The sequence below is a fragment of the Arcobacter roscoffensis genome, assembly GCF_024267655.1.
GTDB classification, from domain to species: domain Bacteria; phylum Campylobacterota; class Campylobacteria; order Campylobacterales; family Arcobacteraceae; genus Arcobacter_B; species Arcobacter_B roscoffensis.
On record NZ_CP100595.1, the window covers coordinates 2908240 to 2934273 of the forward strand.

Sequence of the window (26034 nt, forward strand, 5' to 3'; positions counted from 1 at the left end):
TGTAGTTACTACTGGGTTGTCCCTGCATCATCTGTTAATGTTACTTTATATGTTGCACTCTCACCTTCAGTTACATCTGTATCTACACCTACTAATTTAACATTTACATTATCTTTCTCATTTGGTGTATCTGGATCGTTTGGATTATATGGATCGCTCTCATCTGTAATTGATGTTGTTACTGCTGTATCATCTACAGTTACATTTTCAAACTGATCTTTTCCTGCTGTTACAGCATTTAATGCAATATCAAACTCTTCTGTTCCTTCTGTATATACATCATCTTTTGTGGCAACTTCTACTGGTGCTTCACTTGAACCTTTTGGAATTGTTTACTTCTACAGTCTCTGTGATATCCTCACCTTCTGCTGTTGTATATGTATATGTAAAGTCTACTGTTAAATCTTCTGTAGTTACTACTGGTTGTCCTGCATCATCTGTTAATGTTACTTTATATGTTGCACTCTCACTTCAGTTACATCTGTATCTACACCTACTAATTTAACATTTACATTATCTTTCTCATTTGGTGTATCTGGATCGTTTGGATTATATGGATCGCTCTCATCTGTAATTGATGTTGTTACTGCTGTATCATCTACAGTTACATTTTCAAACTGATCTTTTCCTGCTGTTACAGCATTTAATGCAATATCAAACTCTTCTGTTCCTTCTGTATATACATCATCTTTTGTGGCAACTTCTACTGGTGCTTCACTTGAACCTTTTGGAATTGTTACTTCTACAGTCTCTGTGATATCCTCACCTTCTGCTGTTGTATATGTATATGTAAAGTCTACTGTTAAATCTTCTGTAGTTACTACTGGTTGTCCTGCATCATCTGTTAATGTTACTTTATATGTTGCACTCTCACTTCAGTTACATCTGTATCTACACCTACTAATTTAACATTTACATTATCTTTCTCATTTGGTGTATCTGGATCGTTTGGATTATATGGATCGCTCTCATCTGTAATTGATGTTGTTACTGCTGTATCATCTACAGTTACATTTTCAAACTGATCTTTTCCTGCTGTTACAGCATTTAATGCAATATCAAACTCTTCTGTTCCTTCTGTATATACATCATCTTTTGTGGCAACTTCTACTGGTGCTTCACTTGAACCTTTTGGAATTGTTACTTCTACAGTCTCTGTGATATCCTCACCTTCTGCTGTTGTATATGTATATGTAAAGTCTACTGTTAAATCTTCTGTAGTTACTACTGGTTGTCCTGCATCATCTGTTAATGTTACTTTATATGTTGCACTCTCACCTTCCAGTTACATCTGTATCTACACCTACTAATTTAACATTTACATTATCTTTCTCATTTGGTGTATCTGGATCGTTTTGGATTATATGGATCGCTCTCATCTGTAATTGATGTTGTTACTGCTGTATCATCTACAGTTACATTTTCAAACTGATCTTTTCCTGCTGTTACAGCATTTAATGCAATATCAAACTCTTCTGTTCCTTCTGTATATACATCATCTTTTGTGGCAACTTCTACTGGTGCTTCACTTGAACCTTTTGGAATTGTTTACTTCTACAGTCCTCTGTGATATCCTCACCTTCTGCTGTTGTATATGTATATGTAAAGTCTACTGTTAAATCTTCTGTAGTTACTACTGGTTGTCCTGCATCATCTGTTAATGTTACTTTATATGTTGCACTCTCACCTTCAGTTACATCTGTATCTACACCTACTAATTTAACATTTACATTATCTTTCTCATTTGGTGTATCTGGATCGTTTTGGATTATATGGATCGCTCTCATCTGTAATTGATGTTGTTACTGCTGTATCATCTACAGTTACATTTTCAAACTGATCTTTTCCTGCTGTTACAGCATTTAATGCAATATCAAACTCTTCTGTTCCTTCTGTATATACATCATCTTTTGTGGCAACTTCTACTGGTGCTTCACTTGAACCTTTTGGAATTGTTACTTCTACAGTCTCTGTGATATCCTCACCTTCTGCTGTTGTATATGTATATGTAAAGTCTACTGTTAAATCTTCTGTAGTTACTACTGGTTGTCCTGCATCATCTGTTAATGTTACTTTATATGTTGCACTCTCACCTTCAGTTACATCTGTATCTACACCTACTAATTTAACATTTACATTATCTTTCTCATTTGGTGTATCTGGATCGTTTGGATTATATGGATCGCTCTCATCTGTAATTGATGTTGTTACTGCTGTATCATCTACAGTTACATTTTCAAACTGATCTTTTCCTGCTGTTACAGCATTTAATGCAATATCAAACTCTTCTGTTCCTTCTGTATATACATCATCTTTTGTGGCAACTTCTACTGGTGCTTCACTTGAACCTTTTGGAATTGTTACTTCTACAGTCTCTGTGATATCCTCACCTTCTGCTGTTGTATATGTATATGTAAAGTCTACTGTTAAATCTTCTGTAGTTACTACTGGTTGTCCTGCATCATCTGTTAATGTTACTTTATATGTTGCACTCTCACCTTCAGTTACATCTGTATCTACACCTACTAATTTAACATTTACATTATCTTTCTCATTTGGTGTATCTGGATCGTTTGGATTATATGGATCGCTCTCATCTGTAATTGATGTTGTTACTGCTGTATCATCTACAGTTACATTTTCAAACTGATCTTTTCCTGCTGTTACAGCATTTAATGCAATATCAAACTCTTCTGTTCCTTCTGTATATACATCATCTTTTGTGGCAACTTCTACTGGTGCTTCACTTGAACCTTTTGGAATTGTTACTTCTACAGTCTCTGTGATATCCTCACCTTCTGCTGTTGTATATGTATATGTAAAGTCTACTGTTAAATCTTCTGTAGTTACTACTGGTTGTCCTGCATCATCTGTTAATGTTACTTTATATGTTGCACTCTCACCTTCAGTTACATCTGTATCTACACCTACTAATTTAACATTTACATTATCTTTCTCATTTGGTGTATCTGGATCGTTTGGATTATATGGATCGCTCTCATCTGTAATTGATGTTGTTACTGCTGTATCATCTACAGTTACATTTTCAAACTGATCTTTTCCTGCTGTTACAGCATTTAATGCAATATCAAACTCTTCTGTTCCTTCTGTATATACATCATCTTTTGTGGCAACTTCTACTGGTGCTTCACTTGAACCTTTTGGAATTGTTACTTCTACAGTCTCTGTGATATCCTCACCTTCTGCTGTTGTATATGTATATGTAAAGTCTACTGTTAAATCTTCTGTAGTTACTACTGGTTGTCCTGCATCATCTGTTAATGTTACTTTATATGTTGCACTCTCACCTTCAGTTACATCTGTATCTACACCTACTAATTTAACATTTACATTATCTTTCTCATTTGGTGTATCTGGATCGTTTGGATTATATGGATCGCTCTCATCTGTAATTGATGTTGTTACTGCTGTATCATCTACAGTTACATTTTCAAACTGATCTTTTCCTGCTGTTACAGCATTTAATGCAATATCAAACTCTTCTGTTCCTTCTGTATATACATCATCTTTTGTGGCAACTTCTACTGGTGCTTCACTTGAACCTTTTGGAATTGTTACTTCTACAGTCTCTGTGATATCCTCACCTTCTGCTGTTGTATATGTATATGTAAAGTCTACTGTTAAATCTTCTGTAGTTACTACTGGTTGTCCTGCATCATCTGTTAATGTTACTTTATATGTTGCACTCTCACCTTCAGTTACATCTGTATCTACACCTACTAATTTAACATTTACATTATCTTTCTCATTTGGTGTATCTGGATCGTTTGGATTATATGGATCGCTCTCATCTGTAATTGATGTTGTTACTGCTGTATCATCTACAGTTACATTTTCAAACTGATCTTTTCCTGCTGTTACAGCATTTAATGCAATATCAAACTCTTCTGTTCCTTCTGTATATACATCATCTTTTGTGGCAACTTCTACTGGTGCTTCACTTGAACCTTTTGGAATTGTTACTTCTACAGTCTCTGTGATATCCTCACCTTCTGCTGTTGTATATGTATATGTAAAGTCTACTGTTAAATCTTCTGTAGTTACTACTGGTTGTCCTGCATCATCTGTTAATGTTACTTTATATGTTGCACTCTCACCTTCAGTTACATCTGTATCTACACCTACTAATTTAACATTTACATTATCTTTCTCATTTGGTGTATCTGGATCGTTTGGATTATATGGATCGCTCTCATCTGTAATTGATGTTGTTACTGCTGTATCATCTACAGTTACATTTTCAAACTGATCTTTTCCTGCTGTTACAGCATTTAATGCAATATCAAACTCTTCTGTTCCTTCTGTATATACATCATCTTTTGTGGCAACTTCTACTGGTGCTTCACTTGAACCTTTTGGAATTGTTACTTCTACAGTCTCTGTGATATCCTCACCTTCTGCTGTTGTATATGTATATGTAAAGTCTACTGTTAAATCTTCTGTAGTTACTACTGGTTGTCCTGCATCATCTGTTAATGTTACTTTATATGTTGCACTCTCACCTTCAGTTACATCTGTATCTACACCTACTAATTTAACATTTACATTATCTTTCTCATTTGGTGTATCTGGATCGTTTGGATTATATGGATCGCTCTCATCTGTAATTGATGTTGTTACTGCTGTATCATCTACAGTTACATTTTCAAACTGATCTTTTCCTGCTGTTACAGCATTTAATGCAATATCAAACTCTTCTGTTCCTTCTGTATATACATCATCTTTTGTGGCAACTTCTACTGGTGCTTCACTTGAACCTTTTGGAATTGTTACTTCTACAGTCTCTGTGATATCCTCACCTTCTGCTGTTGTATATGTATATGTAAAGTCTACTGTTAAATCTTCTGTAGTTACTACTGGTTGTCCTGCATCATCTGTTAATGTTACTTTATATGTTGCACTCTCACCTTCAGTTACATCTGTATCTACACCTACTAATTTAACATTTACATTATCTTTCTCATTTGGTGTATCTGGATCGTTTGGATTATATGGATCGCTCTCATCTGTAATTGATGTTGTTACTGCTGTATCATCTACAGTTACATTTTCAAACTGATCTTTTCCTGCTGTTACAGCATTTAATGCAATATCAAACTCTTCTGTTCCTTCTGTATATACATCATCTTTTGTGGCAACTTCTACTGGTGCTTCACTTGAACCTTTTGGAATTGTTACTTCTACAGTCTCTGTGATATCCTCACCTTCTGCTGTTGTATATGTATATGTAAAGTCTACTGTTAAATCTTCTGTAGTTACTACTGGTTGTCCTGCATCATCTGTTAATGTTACTTTATATGTTGCACTCTCACCTTCAGTTACATCTGTATCTACACCTACTAATTTAACATTTACATTATCTTTCTCATTTGGTGTATCTGGATCGTTTGGATTATATGGATCGCTCTCATCTGTAATTGATGTTGTTACTGCTGTATCATCTACAGTTACATTTTCAAACTGATCTTTTCCTGCTGTTACAGCATTTAATGCAATATCAAACTCTTCTGTTCCTTCTGTATATACATCATCTTTTGTGGCAACTTCTACTGGTGCTTCACTTGAACCTTTTGGAATTGTTACTTCTACAGTCTCTGTGATATCCTCACCTTCTGCTGTTGTATATGTATATGTAAAGTCTACTGTTAAATCTTCTGTAGTTACTACTGGTTGTCCTGCATCATCTGTTAATGTTACTTTATATGTTGCACTCTCACCTTCAGTTACATCTGTATCTACACCTACTAATTTAACATTTACATTATCTTTCTCATTTGGTGTATCTGGATCGTTTGGATTATATGGATCGCTCTCATCTGTAATTGATGTTGTTACTGCTGTATCATCTACAGTTACATTTTCAAACTGATCTTTTCCTGCTGTTACAGCATTTAATGCAATATCAAACTCTTCTGTTCCTTCTGTATATACATCATCTTTTGTGGCAACTTCTACTGGTGCTTCACTTGAACCTTTTGGAATTGTTACTTCTACAGTCTCTGTGATATCCTCACCTTCTGCTGTTGTATATGTATATGTAAAGTCTACTGTTAAATCTTCTGTAGTTACTACTGGTTGTCCTGCATCATCTGTTAATGTTACTTTATATGTTGCACTCTCACCTTCAGTTACATCTGTATCTACACCTACTAATTTAACATTTACATTATCTTTCTCATTTGGTGTATCTGGATCGTTTGGATTATATGGATCGCTCTCATCTGTAATTGATGTTGTTACTGCTGTATCATCTACAGTTACATTTTCAAACTGATCTTTTCCTGCTGTTACAGCATTTAATGCAATATCAAACTCTTCTGTTCCTTCTGTATATACATCATCTTTTGTGGCAACTTCTACTGGTGCTTCACTTGAACCTTTTGGAATTGTTACTTCTACAGTCTCTGTGATATCCTCACCTTCTGCTGTTGTATATGTATATGTAAAGTCTACTGTTAAATCTTCTGTAGTTACTACTGGTTGTCCTGCATCATCTGTTAATGTTACTTTATATGTTGCACTCTCACCTTCAGTTACATCTGTATCTACACCTACTAATTTAACATTTACATTATCTTTCTCATTTGGTGTATCTGGATCGTTTGGATTATATGGATCGCTCTCATCTGTAATTGATGTTGTTACTGCTGTATCATCTACAGTTACATTTTCAAACTGATCTTTTCCTGCTGTTACAGCATTTAATGCAATATCAAACTCTTCTGTTCCTTCTGTATATACATCATCTTTTGTGGCAACTTCTACTGGTGCTTCACTTGAACCTTTTGGAATTGTTACTTCTACAGTCTCTGTGATATCCTCACCTTCTGCTGTTGTATATGTATATGTAAAGTCTACTGTTAAATCTTCTGTAGTTACTACTGGTTGTCCTGCATCATCTGTTAATGTTACTTTATATGTTGCACTCTCACCTTCAGTTACATCTGTATCTACACCTACTAATTTAACATTTACATTATCTTTCTCATTTGGTGTATCTGGATCGTTTGGATTATATGGATCGCTCTCATCTGTAATTGATGTTGTTACTGCTGTATCATCTACAGTTACATTTTCAAACTGATCTTTTCCTGCTGTTACAGCATTTAATGCAATATCAAACTCTTCTGTTCCTTCTGTATATACATCATCTTTTGTGGCAACTTCTACTGGTGCTTCACTTGAACCTTTTGGAATTGTTACTTCTACAGTCTCTGTGATATCCTCACCTTCTGCTGTTGTATATGTATATGTAAAGTCTACTGTTAAATCTTCTGTAGTTACTACTGGTTGTCCTGCATCATCTGTTAATGTTACTTTATATGTTGCACTCTCACCTTCAGTTACATCTGTATCTACACCTACTAATTTAACATTTACATTATCTTTCTCATTTGGTGTATCTGGATCGTTTGGATTATATGGATCGCTCTCATCTGTAATTGATGTTGTTACTGCTGTATCATCTACAGTTACATTTTCAAACTGATCTTTTCCTGCTGTTACAGCATTTAATGCAATATCAAACTCTTCTGTTCCTTCTGTATATACATCATCTTTTGTGGCAACTTCTACTGGTGCTTCACTTGAACCTTTTGGAATTGTTACTTCTACAGTCTCTGTGATATCCTCACCTTCTGCTGTTGTATATGTATATGTAAAGTCTACTGTTAAATCTTCTGTAGTTACTACTGGTTGTCCTGCATCATCTGTTAATGTTACTTTATATGTTGCACTCTCACCTTCAGTTACATCTGTATCTACACCTACTAATTTAACATTTACATTATCTTTCTCATTTGGTGTATCTGGATCGTTTGGATTATATGGATCGCTCTCATCTGTAATTGATGTTGTTACTGCTGTATCATCTACAGTTACATTTTCAAACTGATCTTTTCCTGCTGTTACAGCATTTAATGCAATATCAAACTCTTCTGTTCCTTCTGTATATACATCATCTTTTGTGGCAACTTCTACTGGTGCTTCACTTGAACCTTTTGGAATTGTTACTTCTACAGTCTCTGTGATATCCTCACCTTCTGCTGTTGTATATGTATATGTAAAGTCTACTGTTAAATCTTCTGTAGTTACTACTGGTTGTCCTGCATCATCTGTTAATGTTACTTTATATGTTGCACTCTCACCTTCAGTTACATCTGTATCTACACCTACTAATTTAACATTTACATTATCTTTCTCATTTGGTGTATCTGGATCGTTTGGATTATATGGATCGCTCTCATCTGTAATTGATGTTGTTACTGCTGTATCATCTACAGTTACATTTTCAAACTGATCTTTTCCTGCTGTTACAGCATTTAATGCAATATCAAACTCTTCTGTTCCTTCTGTATATACATCATCTTTTGTGGCAACTTCTACTGGTGCTTCACTTGAACCTTTTGGAATTGTTACTTCTACAGTCTCTGTGATATCCTCACCTTCTGCTGTTGTATATGTATATGTAAAGTCTACTGTTAAATCTTCTGTAGTTACTACTGGTTGTCCTGCATCATCTGTTAATGTTACTTTATATGTTGCACTCTCACCTTCAGTTACATCTGTATCTACACCTACTAATTTAACATTTACATTATCTTTCTCATTTGGTGTATCTGGATCGTTTGGATTATATGGATCGCTCTCATCTGTAATTGATGTTGTTACTGCTGTATCATCTACAGTTACATTTTCAAACTGATCTTTTCCTGCTGTTACAGCATTTAATGCAATATCAAACTCTTCTGTTCCTTCTGTATATACATCATCTTTTGTGGCAACTTCTACTGGTGCTTCACTTGAACCTTTTGGAATTGTTACTTCTACAGTCTCTGTGATATCCTCACCTTCTGCTGTTGTATATGTATATGTAAAGTCTACTGTTAAATCTTCTGTAGTTACTACTGGTTGTCCTGCATCATCTGTTAATGTTACTTTATATGTTGCACTCTCACCTTCAGTTACATCTGTATCTACACCTACTAATTTAACATTTACATTATCTTTCTCATTTGGTGTATCTGGATCGTTTGGATTATATGGATCGCTCTCATCTGTAATTGATGTTGTTACTGCTGTATCATCTACAGTTACATTTTCAAACTGATCTTTTCCTGCTGTTACAGCATTTAATGCAATATCAAACTCTTCTGTTCCTTCTGTATATACATCATCTTTTGTGGCAACTTCTACTGGTGCTTCACTTGAACCTTTTGGAATTGTTACTTCTACAGTCTCTGTGATATCCTCACCTTCTGCTGTTGTATATGTATATGTAAAGTCTACTGTTAAATCTTCTGTAGTTACTACTGGTTGTCCTGCATCATCTGTTAATGTTACTTTATATGTTGCACTCTCACCTTCAGTTACATCTGTATCTACACCTACTAATTTAACATTTACATTATCTTTCTCATTTGGTGTATCTGGATCGTTTGGATTATATGGATCGCTCTCATCTGTAATTGATGTTGTTACTGCTGTATCATCTACAGTTACATTTTCAAACTGATCTTTTCCTGCTGTTACAGCATTTAATGCAATATCAAACTCTTCTGTTCCTTCTGTATATACATCATCTTTTGTGGCAACTTCTACTGGTGCTTCACTTGAACCTTTTGGAATTGTTACTTCTACAGTCTCTGTGATATCCTCACCTTCTGCTGTTGTATATGTATATGTAAAGTCTACTGTTAAATCTTCTGTAGTTACTACTGGTTGTCCTGCATCATCTGTTAATGTTACTTTATATGTTGCACTCTCACCTTCAGTTACATCTGTATCTACACCTACTAATTTAACATTTACATTATCTTTCTCATTTGGTGTATCTGGATCGTTTGGATTATATGGATCGCTCTCATCTGTAATTGATGTTGTTACTGCTGTATCATCTACAGTTACATTTTCAAACTGATCTTTTCCTGCTGTTACAGCATTTAATGCAATATCAAACTCTTCTGTTCCTTCTGTATATACATCATCTTTTGTGGCAACTTCTACTGGTGCTTCACTTGAACCTTTTGGAATTGTTACTTCTACAGTCTCTGTGATATCCTCACCTTCTGCTGTTGTATATGTATATGTAAAGTCTACTGTTAAATCTTCTGTAGTTACTACTGGTTGTCCTGCATCATCTGTTAATGTTACTTTATATGTTGCACTCTCACCTTCAGTTACATCTGTATCTACACCTACTAATTTAACATTTACATTATCTTTCTCATTTGGTGTATCTGGATCGTTTGGATTATATGGATCGCTCTCATCTGTAATTGATGTTGTTACTGCTGTATCATCTACAGTTACATTTTCAAACTGATCTTTTCCTGCTGTTACAGCATTTAATGCAATATCAAACTCTTCTGTTCCTTCTGTATATACATCATCTTTTGTGGCAACTTCTACTGGTGCTTCACTTGAACCTTTTGGAATTGTTACTTCTACAGTCTCTGTGATATCCTCACCTTCTGCTGTTGTATATGTATATGTAAAGTCTACTGTTAAATCTTCTGTAGTTACTACTGGTTGTCCTGCATCATCTGTTAATGTTACTTTATATGTTGCACTCTCACCTTCAGTTACATCTGTATCTACACCTACTAATTTAACATTTACATTATCTTTCTCATTTGGTGTATCTGGATCGTTTGGATTATATGGATCGCTCTCATCTGTAATTGATGTTGTTACTGCTGTATCATCTACAGTTACATTTTCAAACTGATCTTTTCCTGCTGTTACAGCATTTAATGCAATATCAAACTCTTCTGTTCCTTCTGTATATACATCATCTTTTGTGGCAACTTCTACTGGTGCTTCACTTGAACCTTTTGGAATTGTTACTTCTACAGTCTCTGTGATATCCTCACCTTCTGCTGTTGTATATGTATATGTAAAGTCTACTGTTAAATCTTCTGTAGTTACTACTGGTTGTCCTGCATCATCTGTTAATGTTACTTTATATGTTGCACTCTCACCTTCAGTTACATCTGTATCTACACCTACTAATTTAACATTTACATTATCTTTCTCATTTGGTGTATCTGGATCGTTTGGATTATATGGATCGCTCTCATCTGTAATTGATGTTGTTACTGCTGTATCATCTACAGTTACATTTTCAAACTGATCTTTTCCTGCTGTTACAGCATTTAATGCAATATCAAACTCTTCTGTTCCTTCTGTATATACATCATCTTTTGTGGCAACTTCTACTGGTGCTTCACTTGAACCTTTTGGAATTGTTACTTCTACAGTCTCTGTGATATCCTCACCTTCTGCTGTTGTATATGTATATGTAAAGTCTACTGTTAAATCTTCTGTAGTTACTACTGGTTGTCCTGCATCATCTGTTAATGTTACTTTATATGTTGCACTCTCACCTTCAGTTACATCTGTATCTACACCTACTAATTTAACATTTACATTATCTTTCTCATTTGGTGTATCTGGATCGTTTGGATTATATGGATCGCTCTCATCTGTAATTGATGTTGTTACTGCTGTATCATCTACAGTTACATTTTCAAACTGATCTTTTCCTGCTGTTACAGCATTTAATGCAATATCAAACTCTTCTGTTCCTTCTGTATATACATCATCTTTTGTGGCAACTTCTACTGGTGCTTCACTTGAACCTTTTGGAATTGTTACTTCTACAGTCTCTGTGATATCCTCACCTTCTGCTGTTGTATATGTATATGTAAAGTCTACTGTTAAATCTTCTGTAGTTACTACTGGTTGTCCTGCATCATCTGTTAATGTTACTTTATATGTTGCACTCTCACCTTCAGTTACATCTGTATCTACACCTACTAATTTAACATTTACATTATCTTTCTCATTTGGTGTATCTGGATCGTTTGGATTATATGGATCGCTCTCATCTGTAATTGATGTTGTTACTGCTGTATCATCTACAGTTACATTTTCAAACTGATCTTTTCCTGCTGTTACAGCATTTAATGCAATATCAAACTCTTCTGTTCCTTCTGTATATACATCATCTTTTGTGGCAACTTCTACTGGTGCTTCACTTGAACCTTTTGGAATTGTTACTTCTACAGTCTCTGTGATATCCTCACCTTCTGCTGTTGTATATGTATATGTAAAGTCTACTGTTAAATCTTCTGTAGTTACTACTGGTTGTCCTGCATCATCTGTTAATGTTACTTTATATGTTGCACTCTCACCTTCAGTTACATCTGTATCTACACCTACTAATTTAACATTTACATTATCTTTCTCATTTGGTGTATCTGGATCGTTTGGATTATATGGATTTGTTTCATCAGAAATAAATGAAACTCCCGAAGCTATAGTATTTGTAGTTGTTCCAGAAATAACTGTAGCTTTTAATGAAAATGTTTCTGTTGGTTCTTTATATACATCATCATTTGTTTTTACTCTAACTTGAATACTATCTTCACCAGCAGGTATTGTAGCAGTTGTAGCTACTACCCATTGTCCATTTATAAAAATCTCAGTTACTGGAATATAATCATCTTGAGTTGCTGTTCCATCTTGAGTTGCTAAAGAAACTATAATATCTTCAAAAGTAGAGCCTGTTAAGCTCACATCAAAAATAGCATATTCACCTTCAATTACTTCACTTCCTGAAACACTAATAGTAGGAATATCTGTATCTAAAATAGTTCCTTCACCTTGTGAATCCACAATATTAGCATTTGTAGCATCAACTATATTTAAAAATAGATTTTCACTTACTTCATATATATTATCATTGATAACCGGAATATTAAAAGTAATAGATGTTTCACCTGGTAGGAATACGACATCTCCAGAAGTGGCAATATAATCACTAATCTCTTTGGCTGTTCCTTCTTGAGTCTCTAATGAAACTATTACTGTACTAGTTGATGCTTCACTTAAACTAATTGTAAAAGATATTACACCTTCATCTTCATTTACAACTGCATCAGAAATTGAAAGATCAGGTAAATTTGGGTCTTGTGCTGTATCAACAGGAGTAGTAGAAATAGACTCTGATAAGTTCACCCATCTATCAGTTTCAGCAATTCCTGGTAGTGAATCATCAGTAGGATTTAAAATTGAATTAAAAGTTGAACCATCTGAAGTAGCTTCACCTGCATCTGGACCTGCAGCTGCTGCATCAAGAGATTCAATTAATGTTTGAAAGTCAGAAATTAATGCTAAATTATTAGAAGGTTCAGTATCAACGCCCAAAGAAGCTAGTTGCTCTAATCTATCTAGAATTTCACTTCCATTAAAAGCATTACTATCTAGTGTTTCTTCGATTTGATTATTATCTACATTTTTATTGATAATAATTGCTGTTGGGTTTTCGCTATTAGCATTATCTTGTAAAAATGGTACTATTCCATTTAGTTCAACTTGATAAGTTTTACCTTGTACATTAAATATCAAAAGAATTGATTCTTGATCATCTTTAAAATTTAATACATAATTTGTAAAGCCATTAGAGAATACATATTGCTCCCCTTTGTTTACATTAAATGACAAGTCTTTATTTAAATCAATTTCTTTTAATTGTGATCCAGTTTTTATCGTAAGTTTCATTTTTAATCCTTTACTTTCTACTTTTTATCTTATAAATCTACTACTATTTCTTCATTAATAAATATCTTAACAAGAGAGTTTTGCCCTGTACCTTGATAAACATTGTATGTATTGCTATCAACTACTTGAGAGTTTTCTTGAATCCATTGTGAGTCTACGATTTCTTGACTTTCATCAGAAACCAAAATATCTTCTAAATATAAATCATAATTCATTTCAGACCCTTTTTATAATATACTTATATACTATATAAAAAAAGTCTCTAAAAAGTTTTTTTGGAGTTATTTTTGTGTTTTTTTTAGAATTTAATAATGAGAGATATAATTTTATCTCTCATGAAGTGAGTCTTGTTTTACTTTTAAAATAGGTTTTAAAATAAAATCAAGTATAGTTTTTTTACCTGTTACTATATCAACAGAAGCTACCATTCCTGGAATAATAGGAAGTTTTTTACCTTTTCTTTCTAAATAGTTCTTATCAGTTTTTACAAGTACTCGATAATAACTCTTATCATCTTTAGAGTCTTTATCCTGAATCGTATCTGCAGAAATTTCTATAATCTTACCATCCAATCCACCATAAATAGAAAAATCATAGGCTGTAATTTTTATTATAGCTTTTTGACTAGGATTGATAAATGCAATATCTTTTGGATCAATCTTTGCTTCTACAACTAAAGCATCACTTAAAGGTACTATTTCTACTAAATCCATACCTGATTGAACAACTCCACCAATAGTATTTAAATTTAATTGCTTAATAATACCATCAACAGGAGAAGAGATAATTGTTTTCTCAACCTTATCTTTATCACCAATAAGCTTAGCTTCAAATCTATTTATTTTACTTATTGCCTCTTGTAAACCTTTAGAAGCCTCGGCTTTAAAGGTATTTATCTTTTCATCAATTCTATTTCTTGCTTCTGAGATGGCATATCTTGACCTTGAAATTGAAAGTCTAGCTGTTTCTAAATCACCCTTTGTTTGATTGTACTCTTTTTCAATATCTAATAAATCAAATTTAGACTTAACCCCTCTTGCTACAAGTTTTTTAATAGTTCTTCTTTGTTGTTCAATAAAATCTAAACTTTTAGTTAGCTTTCTAATTGTACTTTGAATTTCTAACAACTCTTGTTTTTTTTGACTTACTTGATTTTCTAAAACTTTTATTGATGATTTTAGTTCATTAACCCTATTTTCAAGAAGTAGTTTTTCTGTTTTATCGTATCTTGAAAAGTCATTTAATACTTTTTTATCAAATTCTAACTTTGGAATTTTTTTGTCTAAATCTAATTGAGATTCTATTTCAAGCCTAGCTTTTAATGCTAATAAAGAAAAATACTCCTGTTTACTCTCTTCTAAAGTTGCTTGAAATCTTGTAGTATCAATTCGCATAAGAGGGTCATTTTCTTTTACTGTTTGTCCCTCTTTTACTAAAATTTCAGATATTATTCCCCCATCAAGAGACTGAACAGTTTGAATTTTATCAGTTGGTATTACTTTTCCATTACCCCTTGCAAGTTCATCTATTTCAGCCAATGCAGCCCATAGTAAAAAAACTGCAAAAATACCTATTATTGAAAAAGTTATTATATTTGATCGAAGAGATGGTTTTTCATTTGCTAAAGAATAAGTAGAGTAAACAAACTCTAAGTCCTCTTCTTCACCAAAACCATATACCTTTTTAATCCCAGAGAATAAACCTTTTTTCTTTTTTTTAGGAGTATCTTTATATACCCTTTGTTCTTCTACTTTTTCATAAGAAGTTATAGGTTCAGGTTTATCATTTCCAAGTATAGTTAAATGCTCTAATTCTTCAGTTGATTTTGATGTTTTTTCTACTTCATTTTCTTTCATTATCTACTCGCTTTTGTAGTAAATACTTCACTTTTAGGACCATCAACAACAACTTGTCCATTTTCTACAATAATAACTCTATCAACTAATTCTAATAAAGATGTTTTATGAGTAACAACTACAAGTGTTTTATCTTCAATTATTGTTTTTAGTTTTCTAATAAATGCCTTCTCTGATTGTCTATCCATTGAGTTTGTAGGTTCATCAAGCATTATAATACTAGGATCAGAAATCAAAGCTCTAGCAAGTGTAACAGATTGTCTCTCTCCACCACTTAAGCCCTCTCCCCTCTCACCAACTAGTAAATCATATCCAGCTTCATGCTTTCCTAAAAAATCATCTAATCCCGCAATTTTAGAAACTCTTAATAACTCTTCATCTGAAACATATTGTTCCCCAATAGTAAGGTTATCCTTAATTGTTCCCATAAATAAAAATGGCTCTTGAGGCACACAGCCAATTGCTTGCCTTAAATCAGTTGGATCAACTTGTCTTGTATCTAAACCATCAATTAAAACTGACCCTTTTGTTGGTTCATATAAATTCATAATAAGCTTTAGTAAGGTAGATTTACCTGAGCCTATTTTCCCTAAAATAGCAACTTTTTCACCCTCTTTAATAGTAATATTAATATCTTTTAAAGTTTGATGATTTTGATCTTTATATGCAAATTGTACATCTTTTAGCTGAATATCTCCTCTTAAATTAGGTCTACTAATATAAGTCTTATTCTCTTTTTCAACTGGCATATTCATAATTTCGTCAAGGTTATTTAAAGAAAGCATTGTTTTATCAAACTTAATAATCATTCCCACAAGTTGAGAAACGGGCGCAATAACTCTTCCATTTAAAATCATGGCTGCAATTATAGCTCCCATAGTAATTTCACCTTCTTGAGCTAAATATACACCACCTGCAACAATAGCTATATTTGAAAATTGAGAAAGAAATGCAGTAAAATAAGTAATACTTTGTGATAAAAAATGCCCTTTATCCGCATAGTGTACTGTTTTATTAATAGATTGATCCCAATGTGTTTTCATTCTATTTTGTGCTTTTACACTTTTAATAATCTCTAAACCTGCAACTGCTTCTATTAAAGTTGTTTGCTTTATTTGCTCTTCTTTTACAGACTTCTCAATCAAAGTTTTTAAAGGTCTTTGTAAATACCAAGATAATGTAATTGAAATAAGTACTGTTACTATTGTTATATATGCCAAAGGCCCTGCAATAAACATGATTACAAGAATAAATATAATTACAAAAGGTAAATCAACAATTGCTGCAATTGTAGCACTTGTAAAAAATTCTCTAACACTTTCAAAAGATTGTAGTCTACTTACAAATTGACCTGTTGAAGAAGGTTTAGCATCCATTTTAATATTAAGCAAGTGAGTAAATATCTTATTTGACATTATTGCATCTGCTCTTTTACTTGCAATTCCTAAGAAATGTGAACGCATAACTTTTAAAAGTAAATCAAAAACCATTACAATAGAAATTCCAATAAATAATGCCCAAAGCGTTTCTATTGCATTATTTGGTAATACTCTATCATATACATTCATTGTAAATAATGGAGTAGCTAATATGAAAATATTAATAAATAAAGATACAATAATTACTTGTTTATAAATACCTTTATTTCTAAGCATTGTTCCCCAAAACCACTCTTTTGGATCATCAACAACTACTTCTTTTTCAATTCTATTATTAAAATTATATTCAGGTTTTATAATTATAACATCACCTGTGAATTCTGATTCAAGCTTTTCAATAGTAATTTGAGTCTCACCGGTACTTAGTCCTGGGATAATTACATTTGCAACACCCTCTTCTAAATCATAATCAAGAAGAACACAAGCTCTATTCTTATCTAAAATTAAAACAGAAGGTAAGGCTAGTTTTGTAACATCTGCAAGTTTTTCTCTTTTCACTGTTTTAGGAACAAGTCCTATTCTTTTAGCAGCTTGATGAAACATAGAGATATTCATAGAAGTTTTATGAATAGGTAGGCCATAAGTTAAAGAGGCTTCAGAAGTTTCTCTTTTATGATATTTAGATAAAAAAAGTAGACAACCTAATAAGTCGTCTACTTTTCTTCTATCTTTTAAATTTGATAAGGTTTCGCTTCTGATTTCATTTGAATCATTATTTTCCATAATCACCTTTTAATCAATTAATGGTACTTTTTATATAATTTTTGATGTTTACTTACATTGTCTATATAAGGCTTAGCTTTTTTTACACCTTCAGGTAATGAAGATAATGCAGCTTTCGCTTCTTTTACTGAATCAAATATACCATAAATTACCTTTGCACTTTTCATAGAAGGTCCAAACTCATATGTATATGTACTTGAAGAGTCTAGTCCATTTATTTGAGCATAATTATTTGCAGCATCAAGTCCTCTAGTTGTAGCAATATTAAGAGTATATGTCTTTTCATCTGCAGTTAAAAGTTCATCAATAGAACCACTTTGAACTATAACTTCTTGAGAAGCTTCATCTTCACCTAATAGATCTTCTGTTAATTCATTAGTATCTTGAGCGATTACATCATCTTTAGGTTCAGTTTCTTCAACTTTTGCTTTTGATTCTTCATCACCCAATAATGCTGTTAACTCTTCCGAAACTGCAAGACTATTATTTTCAACTTTATTAGTAGTCGAAGTATCTTCTAGTTTTGAATTAACACATTGGCTAATATTTGAATTTAATACACTTGGAACTAAAATAGATAAGCTATTTAATAAATCATAGTAGTTTGAATAAAGTTCAAATTCTCTACTAACTAAGCTCTTTTTTGCCTCATATAAATCTGTTTGTGCATTTAAAATATCTACAAATGTTCTAGTACCTGCTTCAAATTCACTTTTATATACATCTACAATATTTTCATTTGCAACTACGTATTTTTTTAAAACATCAATTCTTTTTTTGTTTTTTTGATATCTTTGATAAGTAACTTTTACATTTTCAACTACTTTCTTAGTGATTGCGTCCAATCTTTGCTTTTGCTCAGCTAAAAAAAGTTCTTCTTGTGTTGAAATTGCATGGTCTGAACCACCATTATAAAGATTCCATGCTAAATTTAATCTAGCAAAAGCTTGGTTTTCTACACCCTCTTCATTTAAACTTAAATCATTATCCGTGATTGCTTTTAACTCAAGATTTAAACTAGGCAAAAAACTAGCATCGGCTTGAGCTATTTTTTCTCTTTGAGCTTTTACTCTTTCAATTTGTTCTAAAATCTCATAATTATTTAAAACTGCTTTTTCAACTATTTTTTGAAGAGATGATGGGAATATAGTTTCATCTATACTTGGTCTACACTCATTTCCTTGAGGTTTCCCTCCTATATATCTTTTAAAGGTACTTACTCTTGATGATTTTAAGTCTTGCTCTTCTAAATATTTCTCTTTTACAAAACTTAGTTTTGAGTCAACTTGGTAAGTTTCTAAAACCTCTCCACTAATATCCTCTTTTTGTTTTGCAATTTCTAAATTCTCTTCATTTGTGGCTATCATATCTTTTGTGAGAGCTAAAAATTCTGTATATTGAACAAATCCAGTATAAGCTCCAATAGTTTCAAGTACAATATTTTCAATATTTCTATTTGTTCTATATTTATTTGCTAAATCATTATGTTTAGCTTCATTTACTCTACTTGGAGTTAAATCTCCATCATAAATCATTTGATTTAATGCTATACCAAAGTTATATCCATCTTCTTGATCAGAGCCGTCTTCATTATTATTGTTATTAGGTTGGTCATAGTTTTTCTCAGTATTAACTTTTTCAATTCTACCATCTATATCTATTCTAGGATAGTAATTTCCTTCCCTTTCATCCACATACTTTTTAAATGCCTCTTGATTCTTTTTCTCAGCTATAACTTCTGGATTTTGATCCAATACTTTTTGAACACTTTGTTTTAATGTATAGGCATTTAGTAGTGTAGCACTTGCTAATAATGATACAATTGAATATTTAATAATTCTAAAAGACTTCATATGACGACCCCAATAATAATTTTCTTGTTACTTTATTCATATTAGTCTTAATTATACATTAAAAAACCTTGTATTATAATTTTTTTTTCCACTTTTTTAAAAAAAAGTTACGATAAATAATCTTATATTTAATTTTTTAAAGATATAATATAACACTCATACGTATATAAGGCATTCTATAATGGAAGAGAATATTAAAAAATATCATGAAATTTTAAAGAAATTATGTATTTTATACATAGAAGATGAAGAAAATATAAGAAAAAATATGAAGAAAGTTCTTCTTTTATTATGTAATGATGTTTATGAAGCTTCTGATATAAAAAATGCAAAAGAAATTCTTGAAGAAAATAGAGTTGATATTATTATCTCTGATATAAATCTTCCTGAGGAAAATGGTCTTGATTTTATAGAAGATATCAGACAAATTGACAAAAAAATTCCTGTAATACTTCTTAGTGCCTATACAGAAACAAACTATCTTTTAAAAGCTACAAAACTAAAACTTATTGATTATCTAACGAAACCTGTTGATTTTGATACTTTAAACAATGCATTAATAAAATGTGCAGAAGATATATATGACAATGGAATGTTTATACTTAACTTTGAAAATGGTATCGAATATAATGTATTAAATAAAGAACTAAAAGATATAAACAAAAAAGAAATTAAACTAACATCTAAAGAACTTTTATTGTTAGACTACTTAACAAAAAATAATTCGAGAGTTATATCCCATGATGAGTTAAAAACAAATATTTGGGAAGATTATTTTGAAGCGACAGATTCAGCATTAAAGAACCTTTTAAATAAACTTAGAAAAAAAATAGGCAAGGAATCTATTTCAAATATCTCAGGTGTAGGTTATAAACTAAATATTTAATATAATTTTTTAATACTTATTTTATCTAGTTTTATATAGAATGAATTTTAGATACATATAAAAGAGTCTAAAATGAATAAAATTTTCTTACTTCTAATTTTTATAAATATAAGTTTATTCTCAAAAGATACTACAATTATTGAGTTTTTAAACAAGAACACTGACGTGATGTTTTTAATAAACCCATCTAATGGAAATATTATAAAAGCAAATAAGAGTGCTAGCAAATTTTATGGCTATTCCTTGTCATCTCTTCATAAAATGAACATAAAAGATATAAATACTTTTACGAAAGAACAAGTAAATAAAGAACTGTCATTAGCTAAAACTGAGAATAGAAACTATTTCATATTTACTCATAAGTTGGCATCAAACAAAATTATAAAAGTTGTAGTTCATTCATATCCTATTACTCACAATAACAAAAAACTTTTACTTTCAATAATTCATAAACAATCTCAAACTCAAAATATAAAAGAGTTTAATAAAAGACTTGAAGAGCAAGTTAAGATACAAACAAAAGAGCTAGAAAAAAGTAAAAGTAATATCACACAAATATTTACAGTATCTACAATCATTTTCTTACTTGGAATTTCATATTTATTTTATTTACTAAGACAAAGGGATAAACTATCAAAAGATATGTTAAATAAAAATGCTCAACTAAAAGAACTTAATGAAAGATTTGAATTAGCTATGAATAGTAGCAAAGATGGATTATGGGATTGGAATCCAAAAACAAATGAAGTTTACTTTTCTACAACATGGAAGAAAATGTTAGGCTATGAAGATCATGAAATAAAAGGTTCAGTTGAAGAGTGGGAAAAAAGAATTCATCCAGAAGATAAGGAGAAAGCATTTGAGGATGTATCAAATCATCTTGAAGGAAAAACACAGTTTTATGAAAATATTCATAGGGTTCAGCATAAAAAAGGTCATTGGGTATGGATTTACGATAGAGGAAAAGCAATCTTTGACAAAGATAATAATCCTACTAGAATTATTGGTTTTCATACAGACCTAACAGCTCAAAAAACAATTGAAAAGAAGATAGAAGATCAAAAAGAAGAATTTAAAGCAATCTTTGAAAACTCAATGGATGGTATTGCTATTTTAGATTTAGATACTAAATTCCTAAATTTTAACGATGCATACCTTAAAATAACGAGCTTTACAAAAGAAGAGTTACTTCAAAAATCTTGTTTTGAACTTACAATAGATGAAGAGAAAGATAAAATAAAAAAAGCTTTAAATATTGTAATGAAAAAAGGTCATATTGAAAATCTTGAAAAAAGTTGTATTGTAAAAGATGAATCATTAATAACTGTTAATATGAGTATTACTTTAATGCCTGATAAAAAACGGCTTCTTATAAGTATGAGAGATATCAGCAAACAGAAATTAATTGAAACACAATCAAAACTAATCTCAATGGGAGAGATGATAGGAAATATTTCGCATCAATGGAGACAGCCATTAACAGTAATATCAACACTAGCAAGTTCTCTTCTTGTGAAAAAAGAATGTGGAATCTTAGAAGAAAATGATATAAAAGATAGCTCAGAAGCTATTGTAGAACAAACAAGATATTTATCTCATACTATTGATGATTTTAGAACTTTTATAAAAGACTCACAATCAAAAGAAGATTTAAGTTTAGTTCGAGCTATAAATAAAACAATTTCACTTGTAAGTCCTAGTTTAAAAAACAATTATATTCAACTAATCACACATTTAGATGATGATATAAATATAAATGGTTATGAAAATCAATTAGTTCAAGCATTTATAAATATAATAAATAACTCAAAAGATGCTTTAAAAGAAAATATAGCAGATGATGAAAATAAACTAGTATTTATTCAAACAAAAAAAGTAAAAGATAAACTAATCATAACTATAAAAGATAATGCAAAGGGAATACCGCAAGATATTCTACCAAGAATATTTGAGCCTTACTTTACTACAAAACACCAAAATGTAGGAACAGGGATAGGTTTATCATTAGCAAATGATATTTTAATAAAACATCATAAAGCAAGAGTAAAAGTAATAAATGAAGAGTTTGAATTTGAAGGGAAGAAACAAAAAGGTGCAGTATTTATCATAGAGTTCAAAGAAAACTAAAAGGTAAGTCCCTACATTGAGGGACTATCACCAATAAGCACTATAGTGTATACTTCAATAAAAATTATATTTTTACTAAATATCTACCTACAGCTTTTCCTTCTAATAATGCTGAATAAGCATCTTTAACTTCATCTAAAGAGATTTCATTTGTTAAATCATTTAATGTATCAACTTTAAAATCACTTGCAATTTTTTCCCATGCTGCTTTTTTCTTATCTATCGAACACTCAACAGAATCAATACCAACTAATCGAACACCTCTTAAAATAAAAGGAAATACATTTGTATTTAATTCATGTGAAGATGTTAAACCACAACAAGTTGCAACACCATCATATTTAATGTATTTTAAAGCATTTGCTAATATTTCTCCACCAACAGTATCTATAACACCGTCATATTTTTCACTCATCATTGGCTTAGCTGATTGTTCATTAAAGTCATTTCTTAAAATCACATCACTTGCTCCAATATCTTTTAAGAAAGGTATTTTATTTTCTTTTCCAGAAATTGCAATAACATTAAATCCTAATTTTGAAAGTATAGAAACTGCAATTGAACCAACTCCACCTGTTGCACCAGTAACTAAAACATCTCCTGATGTAACACCATTATTTAATAATTCGTTTACTGATAATGCTGCTGTTAAACCTGCTGTACCATAAGTCATGATTTCTTTATCTGAAATTCCTTCTGGCATTTTTACAAGCCATGAAGCTGGAACTTTAACAAACTCAGCATGTCCACCATTTGTGTTCATACCCATGTCATAACCTGTAACTAATACAGCTTCACCAACTTTAAACTCATCAGAGTTTGATTCTTCAATAACACCTGCCACATCAATACCAGTAACATGAGGGAAAACTCTTGTAACACCAGGATTTCCAACAGAACTTAATGCATCTTTAAAATTTAAAGATGAATAAGATACTTTTATTAATACATCATTTTCTTCAATTGCTGGAACATCAATATCTTGTACACCTGATTCAAATTTTTTACTTTCAATTTTTTCTACTACATATGCTTTCATTTGTATCCTTTTATATGAAAAAACAAAATGAATTGTTTTTATTTTTATTTACTATACTGAAATTCTAGTCTAAATAATATATAAAAGCAAGAACTTACTAAAAAGAAATGTACTATCTAAAAAGATAGTTATGTGATTTTAAGGGTTTTATAGACATAAAAAGAATAAAAAGTAATTTAAATATAGCTAAATTAAAATAGTAAATAGATATAAAAATGGATAATTAACATGTAGATAAAATAGTTTATTTGAGTTTTATTGAAATGTATTTGATAATGATTCTTAAGAAAATGGAGGAGCTAGTCGGACTCGAACCAACGCATACCGGATTTGCAATCCGGGGCATTACCAGCTTTGCTATAGCTCCAAATGTTAGAAAATCATTAACAATGATATAAGTTAGATGATTTTGCTTGCTTGAATAAGAAGTGGCAGAGAGTGGGGGATTCGAACCCCCGGAGGCGTGAACCTCGCCGGTTTTCAAAACCGGTACTTTCGACCAACTCAGTCAACTCTCTACAATTCTAAAAAAGTGGTGCGAATGGTGAGAATCGAACTCACACTCCGAAACCGGAATGGGATTTTAAGTCCCACGCGTCTACCTATTCCGCCACACTCGCACTTTTTAATTTAAGTTTCTTCGGTTTTTGAAGCCGTTCTTCTTAAATTGGACTGGAATTATAATAGATTTTTTTTTCTTTGTCAAGGGTTTTTCAAAAGAATTTCAAAATTCTTCAAAATTTAATGCTTTTAATAAAAAATGAAAATCAATAAATGTATAATATCTACCATAAATATTAGAAGAATTTAAAGGATTATAATTGAGAAGTAATGAGATAAAAAAAGGATATGATAGAACTCCACATAGGTCTTTATTAAGAGCTACTGGATTACAAGATGAAGATTTTGATAAACCATTTATTGGTATAGCAAACTCTTTTATTGAGCTTATTCCTGGTCACTTCTTTTTAAATAAAGTTGGTGAAATTATAAAAGATGAAATTAAAGCAAATGGTTGTGTTCCATTTGAATTTAATACAATTGGTGTAGATGATGGTATTGCAATGGGTCATGATGGGATGTTATTTTCATTACCATCAAGAGAAATAATTGCAAATTCAATTGAAACTGTAATGAATGCTCATAAATTAGATGCAATGATTGCTGTTCCAAACTGTGATAAAATTGTACCTGGTATGATAATGGGTGCATTAAGAGTTGATGTTCCAACTGTATTTGTATCAGGTGGACCAATGGAGAAAGGTTATACGCAAGATGGTAAACCTATTGACTTAGCTACTGCTTTTGAAGCTGTAGGAAAACACGAATCAGGTGAAATGAGTGATGAAGAGTTAAAAGATATCGAATGTAATGCATGTCCAAGTGGTGGTTCATGCTCTGGTATGTTTACAGCAAACTCTATGAACACACTTATGGAAGCTATGGGTATTGCTCTTCCAGGAAATGGAACAATCTTAGCTTTAACTCCTGAAAGAGAAGAGTTATATAGACAAGCAGCTAGAAGAATTTGTGAAATTGCAAAAGATGAGAAAGCAAGAGAAGATTATAAATTAAAAAATATTTTAAATGAAAACGCAGTAAGAAATGCTTTTGCTGTTGATATGGCAATGGGTGGTTCTTCAAATACTGTATTACATATGTTAGCAATTGCTAAAGAAGCTGGTGTTAACTTCAACTTAGAAGATATTAACTCTATTTCTAAAAGAGTTTCTCATATTGCTAAAATCTCTCCATCATTATCTACTGTACATATGGAAGACATCAACAAAGCTGGTGGTGTGAATGCGGTAATGAAAGAGATGACAAAAAGAGGTGATGACATTTTACTTGACAACCCAACTATTAGTGGGGTTTCAACTTTAGAGAAGATCAAAGACTCTGAAATCAAAGATACAAATATTATTCATACTATTGATGATCCATACTCAGAAGTTGGTGGATTAGCTATTTTATATGGAAATCTTGCAGAACAAGGTGCTGTTATTAAAACTGCTGGTATCACTGGGGATAGAGTACTTACTGGAAAAGCTGTATGTTTTGATGGACAACCAGAAGCTATTGCTGGAATCGTTGGTGGTAAAGTTAAAGCCGGTGACGTTGTTGTAATTAGATATGAAGGTCCTAAAGGTGGTCCTGGTATGCAAGAAATGTTAGCTCCTACTTCACTTATCATGGGTATGGGACTTGGTGATAAAGTTGCACTTATTACTGATGGTAGATTCTCTGGTGCTACAAGAGGTGCAAGTATCGGTCACGTATCTCCTGAAGCTGCTGAGGGTGGAATGATTGGATTACTAAAAGATGGTGATGAAATTCACATCGATGTTGACAAATATATCTTATCTGTAAACTTAACAGATGAAGAAATCGAAAAAAGAAAAGCTGAATTTACTCCTCTTAAAAAACCTCTTAACTCTTCTTGGTTAGGACAATATAGAGCACTTGTGACAAATGCAAGTTCTGGAGCAGTTTTAAAAACTGACTTATAATCACTAAAACTAGG

At 31.8% G+C, this 26034-nt stretch carries 13 protein-coding genes and 3 tRNA genes; 4 read left to right on the top strand and 12 right to left on the bottom strand.

Going from position 1 to position 26034, the window contains the following annotated elements; genetic code table 11:
- Positions 1 to 8: 8 nt before the first annotated feature.
- Positions 9 to 329: a hypothetical protein gene (locus NJU99_RS15010; protein WP_429726357.1), complete on the bottom strand. Its 321-nt coding sequence runs from the start codon at positions 327 to 329 to the stop codon at positions 9 to 11.
- A 364-nt stretch (positions 330 to 693) separates the two neighbouring features.
- Here NJU99_RS15010 and NJU99_RS13755 point away from each other — a divergent pair, with 364 nt between their 5' ends.
- Positions 694 to 909 carry a hypothetical protein gene (locus NJU99_RS13755; RefSeq protein WP_254576481.1) on the top strand — a complete coding sequence of 72 codons (216 nt, stop codon included), beginning with the start codon at positions 694 to 696 and terminating at the stop codon, positions 907 to 909.
- Positions 910 to 1332: 423 nt separating this feature from the next.
- On the opposite strand, the gene NJU99_RS15025 is transcribed toward NJU99_RS13755, so the two are convergent.
- The 7 genes from NJU99_RS15025 to NJU99_RS13785 form a co-directional block, all read right to left on the bottom strand.
- The gene (locus NJU99_RS15025) at positions 1333 to 1545 is read right to left on the bottom strand and encodes an immunoglobulin-like domain-containing protein (protein WP_429726359.1); all 213 of its coding nucleotides are present in this window, start codon (positions 1543 to 1545) and stop codon (positions 1333 to 1335) included.
- Entirely contained in the window at positions 1515 to 1787 is a 273-nt protein-coding gene (locus NJU99_RS13760; protein WP_254576482.1) for a hypothetical protein, read from the bottom strand. The genes NJU99_RS15025 and NJU99_RS13760 overlap by 31 nt, the downstream gene beginning before the upstream one ends.
- Entirely contained in the window at positions 1741 to 13587 is an 11847-nt protein-coding gene (locus NJU99_RS13765; protein WP_254576483.1) for a Calx-beta domain-containing protein, read from the bottom strand. Before NJU99_RS13765 ends, NJU99_RS13760 begins: the two co-directional genes overlap by 47 nt.
- Positions 13588 to 13616: 29 nt before the next feature.
- Positions 13617 to 13802, bottom strand: coding sequence for a hypothetical protein (locus NJU99_RS13770; protein WP_254576484.1), 186 nt, complete (start codon positions 13800 to 13802; stop codon positions 13617 to 13619).
- A gap of 111 nt (positions 13803 to 13913) precedes the next feature.
- Positions 13914 to 15443 carry an HlyD family type I secretion periplasmic adaptor subunit gene (locus tag NJU99_RS13775; protein ID WP_254576485.1) on the bottom strand — a complete coding sequence of 510 codons (1530 nt, stop codon included), beginning with the start codon at positions 15441 to 15443 and terminating at the stop codon, positions 13914 to 13916.
- Positions 15443 to 17605 carry a type I secretion system permease/ATPase gene (locus tag NJU99_RS13780; protein WP_254576486.1) on the bottom strand — a complete coding sequence of 721 codons (2163 nt, stop codon included), beginning with the start codon at positions 17603 to 17605 and terminating at the stop codon, positions 15443 to 15445. The genes NJU99_RS13775 and NJU99_RS13780 overlap by 1 nt, the downstream gene beginning before the upstream one ends.
- A 17-nt stretch (positions 17606 to 17622) precedes the next feature.
- Positions 17623 to 19458 carry a TolC family protein gene (locus NJU99_RS13785; protein WP_254576487.1) on the bottom strand — a complete coding sequence of 612 codons (1836 nt, stop codon included), beginning with the start codon at positions 19456 to 19458 and terminating at the stop codon, positions 17623 to 17625.
- 181 nt (positions 19459 to 19639) lie between these two features.
- On the opposite strand from NJU99_RS13785, the gene NJU99_RS13790 reads away from it, so the two are divergent.
- The gene (locus NJU99_RS13790; RefSeq protein WP_254576488.1) at positions 19640 to 20344 is read left to right on the top strand and encodes a response regulator transcription factor; all 705 of its coding nucleotides are present in this window, start codon (positions 19640 to 19642) and stop codon (positions 20342 to 20344) included.
- 72 nt (positions 20345 to 20416) lie between these two features.
- Entirely contained in the window at positions 20417 to 22471 is a 2055-nt protein-coding gene (locus NJU99_RS13795) for a PAS domain S-box protein (RefSeq protein WP_254576489.1), read from the top strand.
- Between the two features lie 64 nt (positions 22472 to 22535).
- Here NJU99_RS13795 and NJU99_RS13800 read toward each other — a convergent pair whose 3' ends face one another.
- The 4 genes from NJU99_RS13800 to NJU99_RS13815 all read right to left on the bottom strand — a co-directional run bounded on the left by NJU99_RS13800 (position 22536) and on the right by NJU99_RS13815 (position 24130).
- Positions 22536 to 23510, bottom strand: a complete 975-nt coding sequence (locus tag NJU99_RS13800) for a YhdH/YhfP family quinone oxidoreductase (protein ID WP_254576490.1) — start codon at positions 23508 to 23510, stop codon at positions 22536 to 22538.
- A 291-nt stretch (positions 23511 to 23801) separates the two neighbouring features.
- Positions 23802 to 23877 (bottom strand) — tRNA-Cys (locus NJU99_RS13805).
- Between the two features lie 62 nt (positions 23878 to 23939).
- Positions 23940 to 24028: transfer RNA gene (locus NJU99_RS13810), tRNA-Ser, on the bottom strand.
- Positions 24029 to 24043: 15 nt separating this feature from the next.
- A tRNA-Leu gene (locus NJU99_RS13815) sits at positions 24044 to 24130 on the bottom strand.
- A 201-nt stretch (positions 24131 to 24331) separates the two neighbouring features.
- Between NJU99_RS13815 and ilvD the strand changes: the two genes are divergently transcribed.
- The gene (gene ilvD, locus NJU99_RS13820; RefSeq protein ID WP_254576491.1) at positions 24332 to 26020 is read left to right on the top strand and encodes a dihydroxy-acid dehydratase; all 1689 of its coding nucleotides are present in this window, start codon (positions 24332 to 24334) and stop codon (positions 26018 to 26020) included.
- Positions 26021 to 26034: the final 14 nt, after the last annotated feature.

Bases quoted from the DNA above. Each gene is read 5' to 3' on its own strand.
- NJU99_RS13795 (WP_254576489.1), top strand. From the start codon at position 20,417: ATGAATAAAATTTTCTTACTTCTAATTTTTATAAATATAAGTTTATTC.
- NJU99_RS13770 (WP_254576484.1), bottom strand. From the start codon at position 13,802: ATGAATTATGATTTATATTTAGAAGATATTTTGGTTTCTGATGAAAGT.
- NJU99_RS13760 (WP_254576482.1), bottom strand. From the start codon at position 1,787: ATGAGAGCGATCCATATAATCCAAAACGATCCAGATACACCAAATGAG.
- NJU99_RS13765 (WP_254576483.1), bottom strand. From the start codon at position 13,587: ATGAAACTTACGATAAAAACTGGATCACAATTAAAAGAAATTGATTTA.
- NJU99_RS13790 (WP_254576488.1), top strand. From the start codon at position 19,640: ATGGAAGAGAATATTAAAAAATATCATGAAATTTTAAAGAAATTATGT.
- NJU99_RS13785 (WP_254576487.1), bottom strand. From the start codon at position 19,458: ATGAAGTCTTTTAGAATTATTAAATATTCAATTGTATCATTATTAGCA.
- NJU99_RS13800 (WP_254576490.1), bottom strand. From the start codon at position 23,510: ATGAAAGCATATGTAGTAGAAAAAATTGAAAGTAAAAAATTTGAATCA.
- NJU99_RS13775 (WP_254576485.1), bottom strand. From the start codon at position 15,443: ATGAAAGAAAATGAAGTAGAAAAAACATCAAAATCAACTGAAGAATTA.
- NJU99_RS13780 (WP_254576486.1), bottom strand. From the start codon at position 17,605: ATGGAAAATAATGATTCAAATGAAATCAGAAGCGAAACCTTATCAAAT.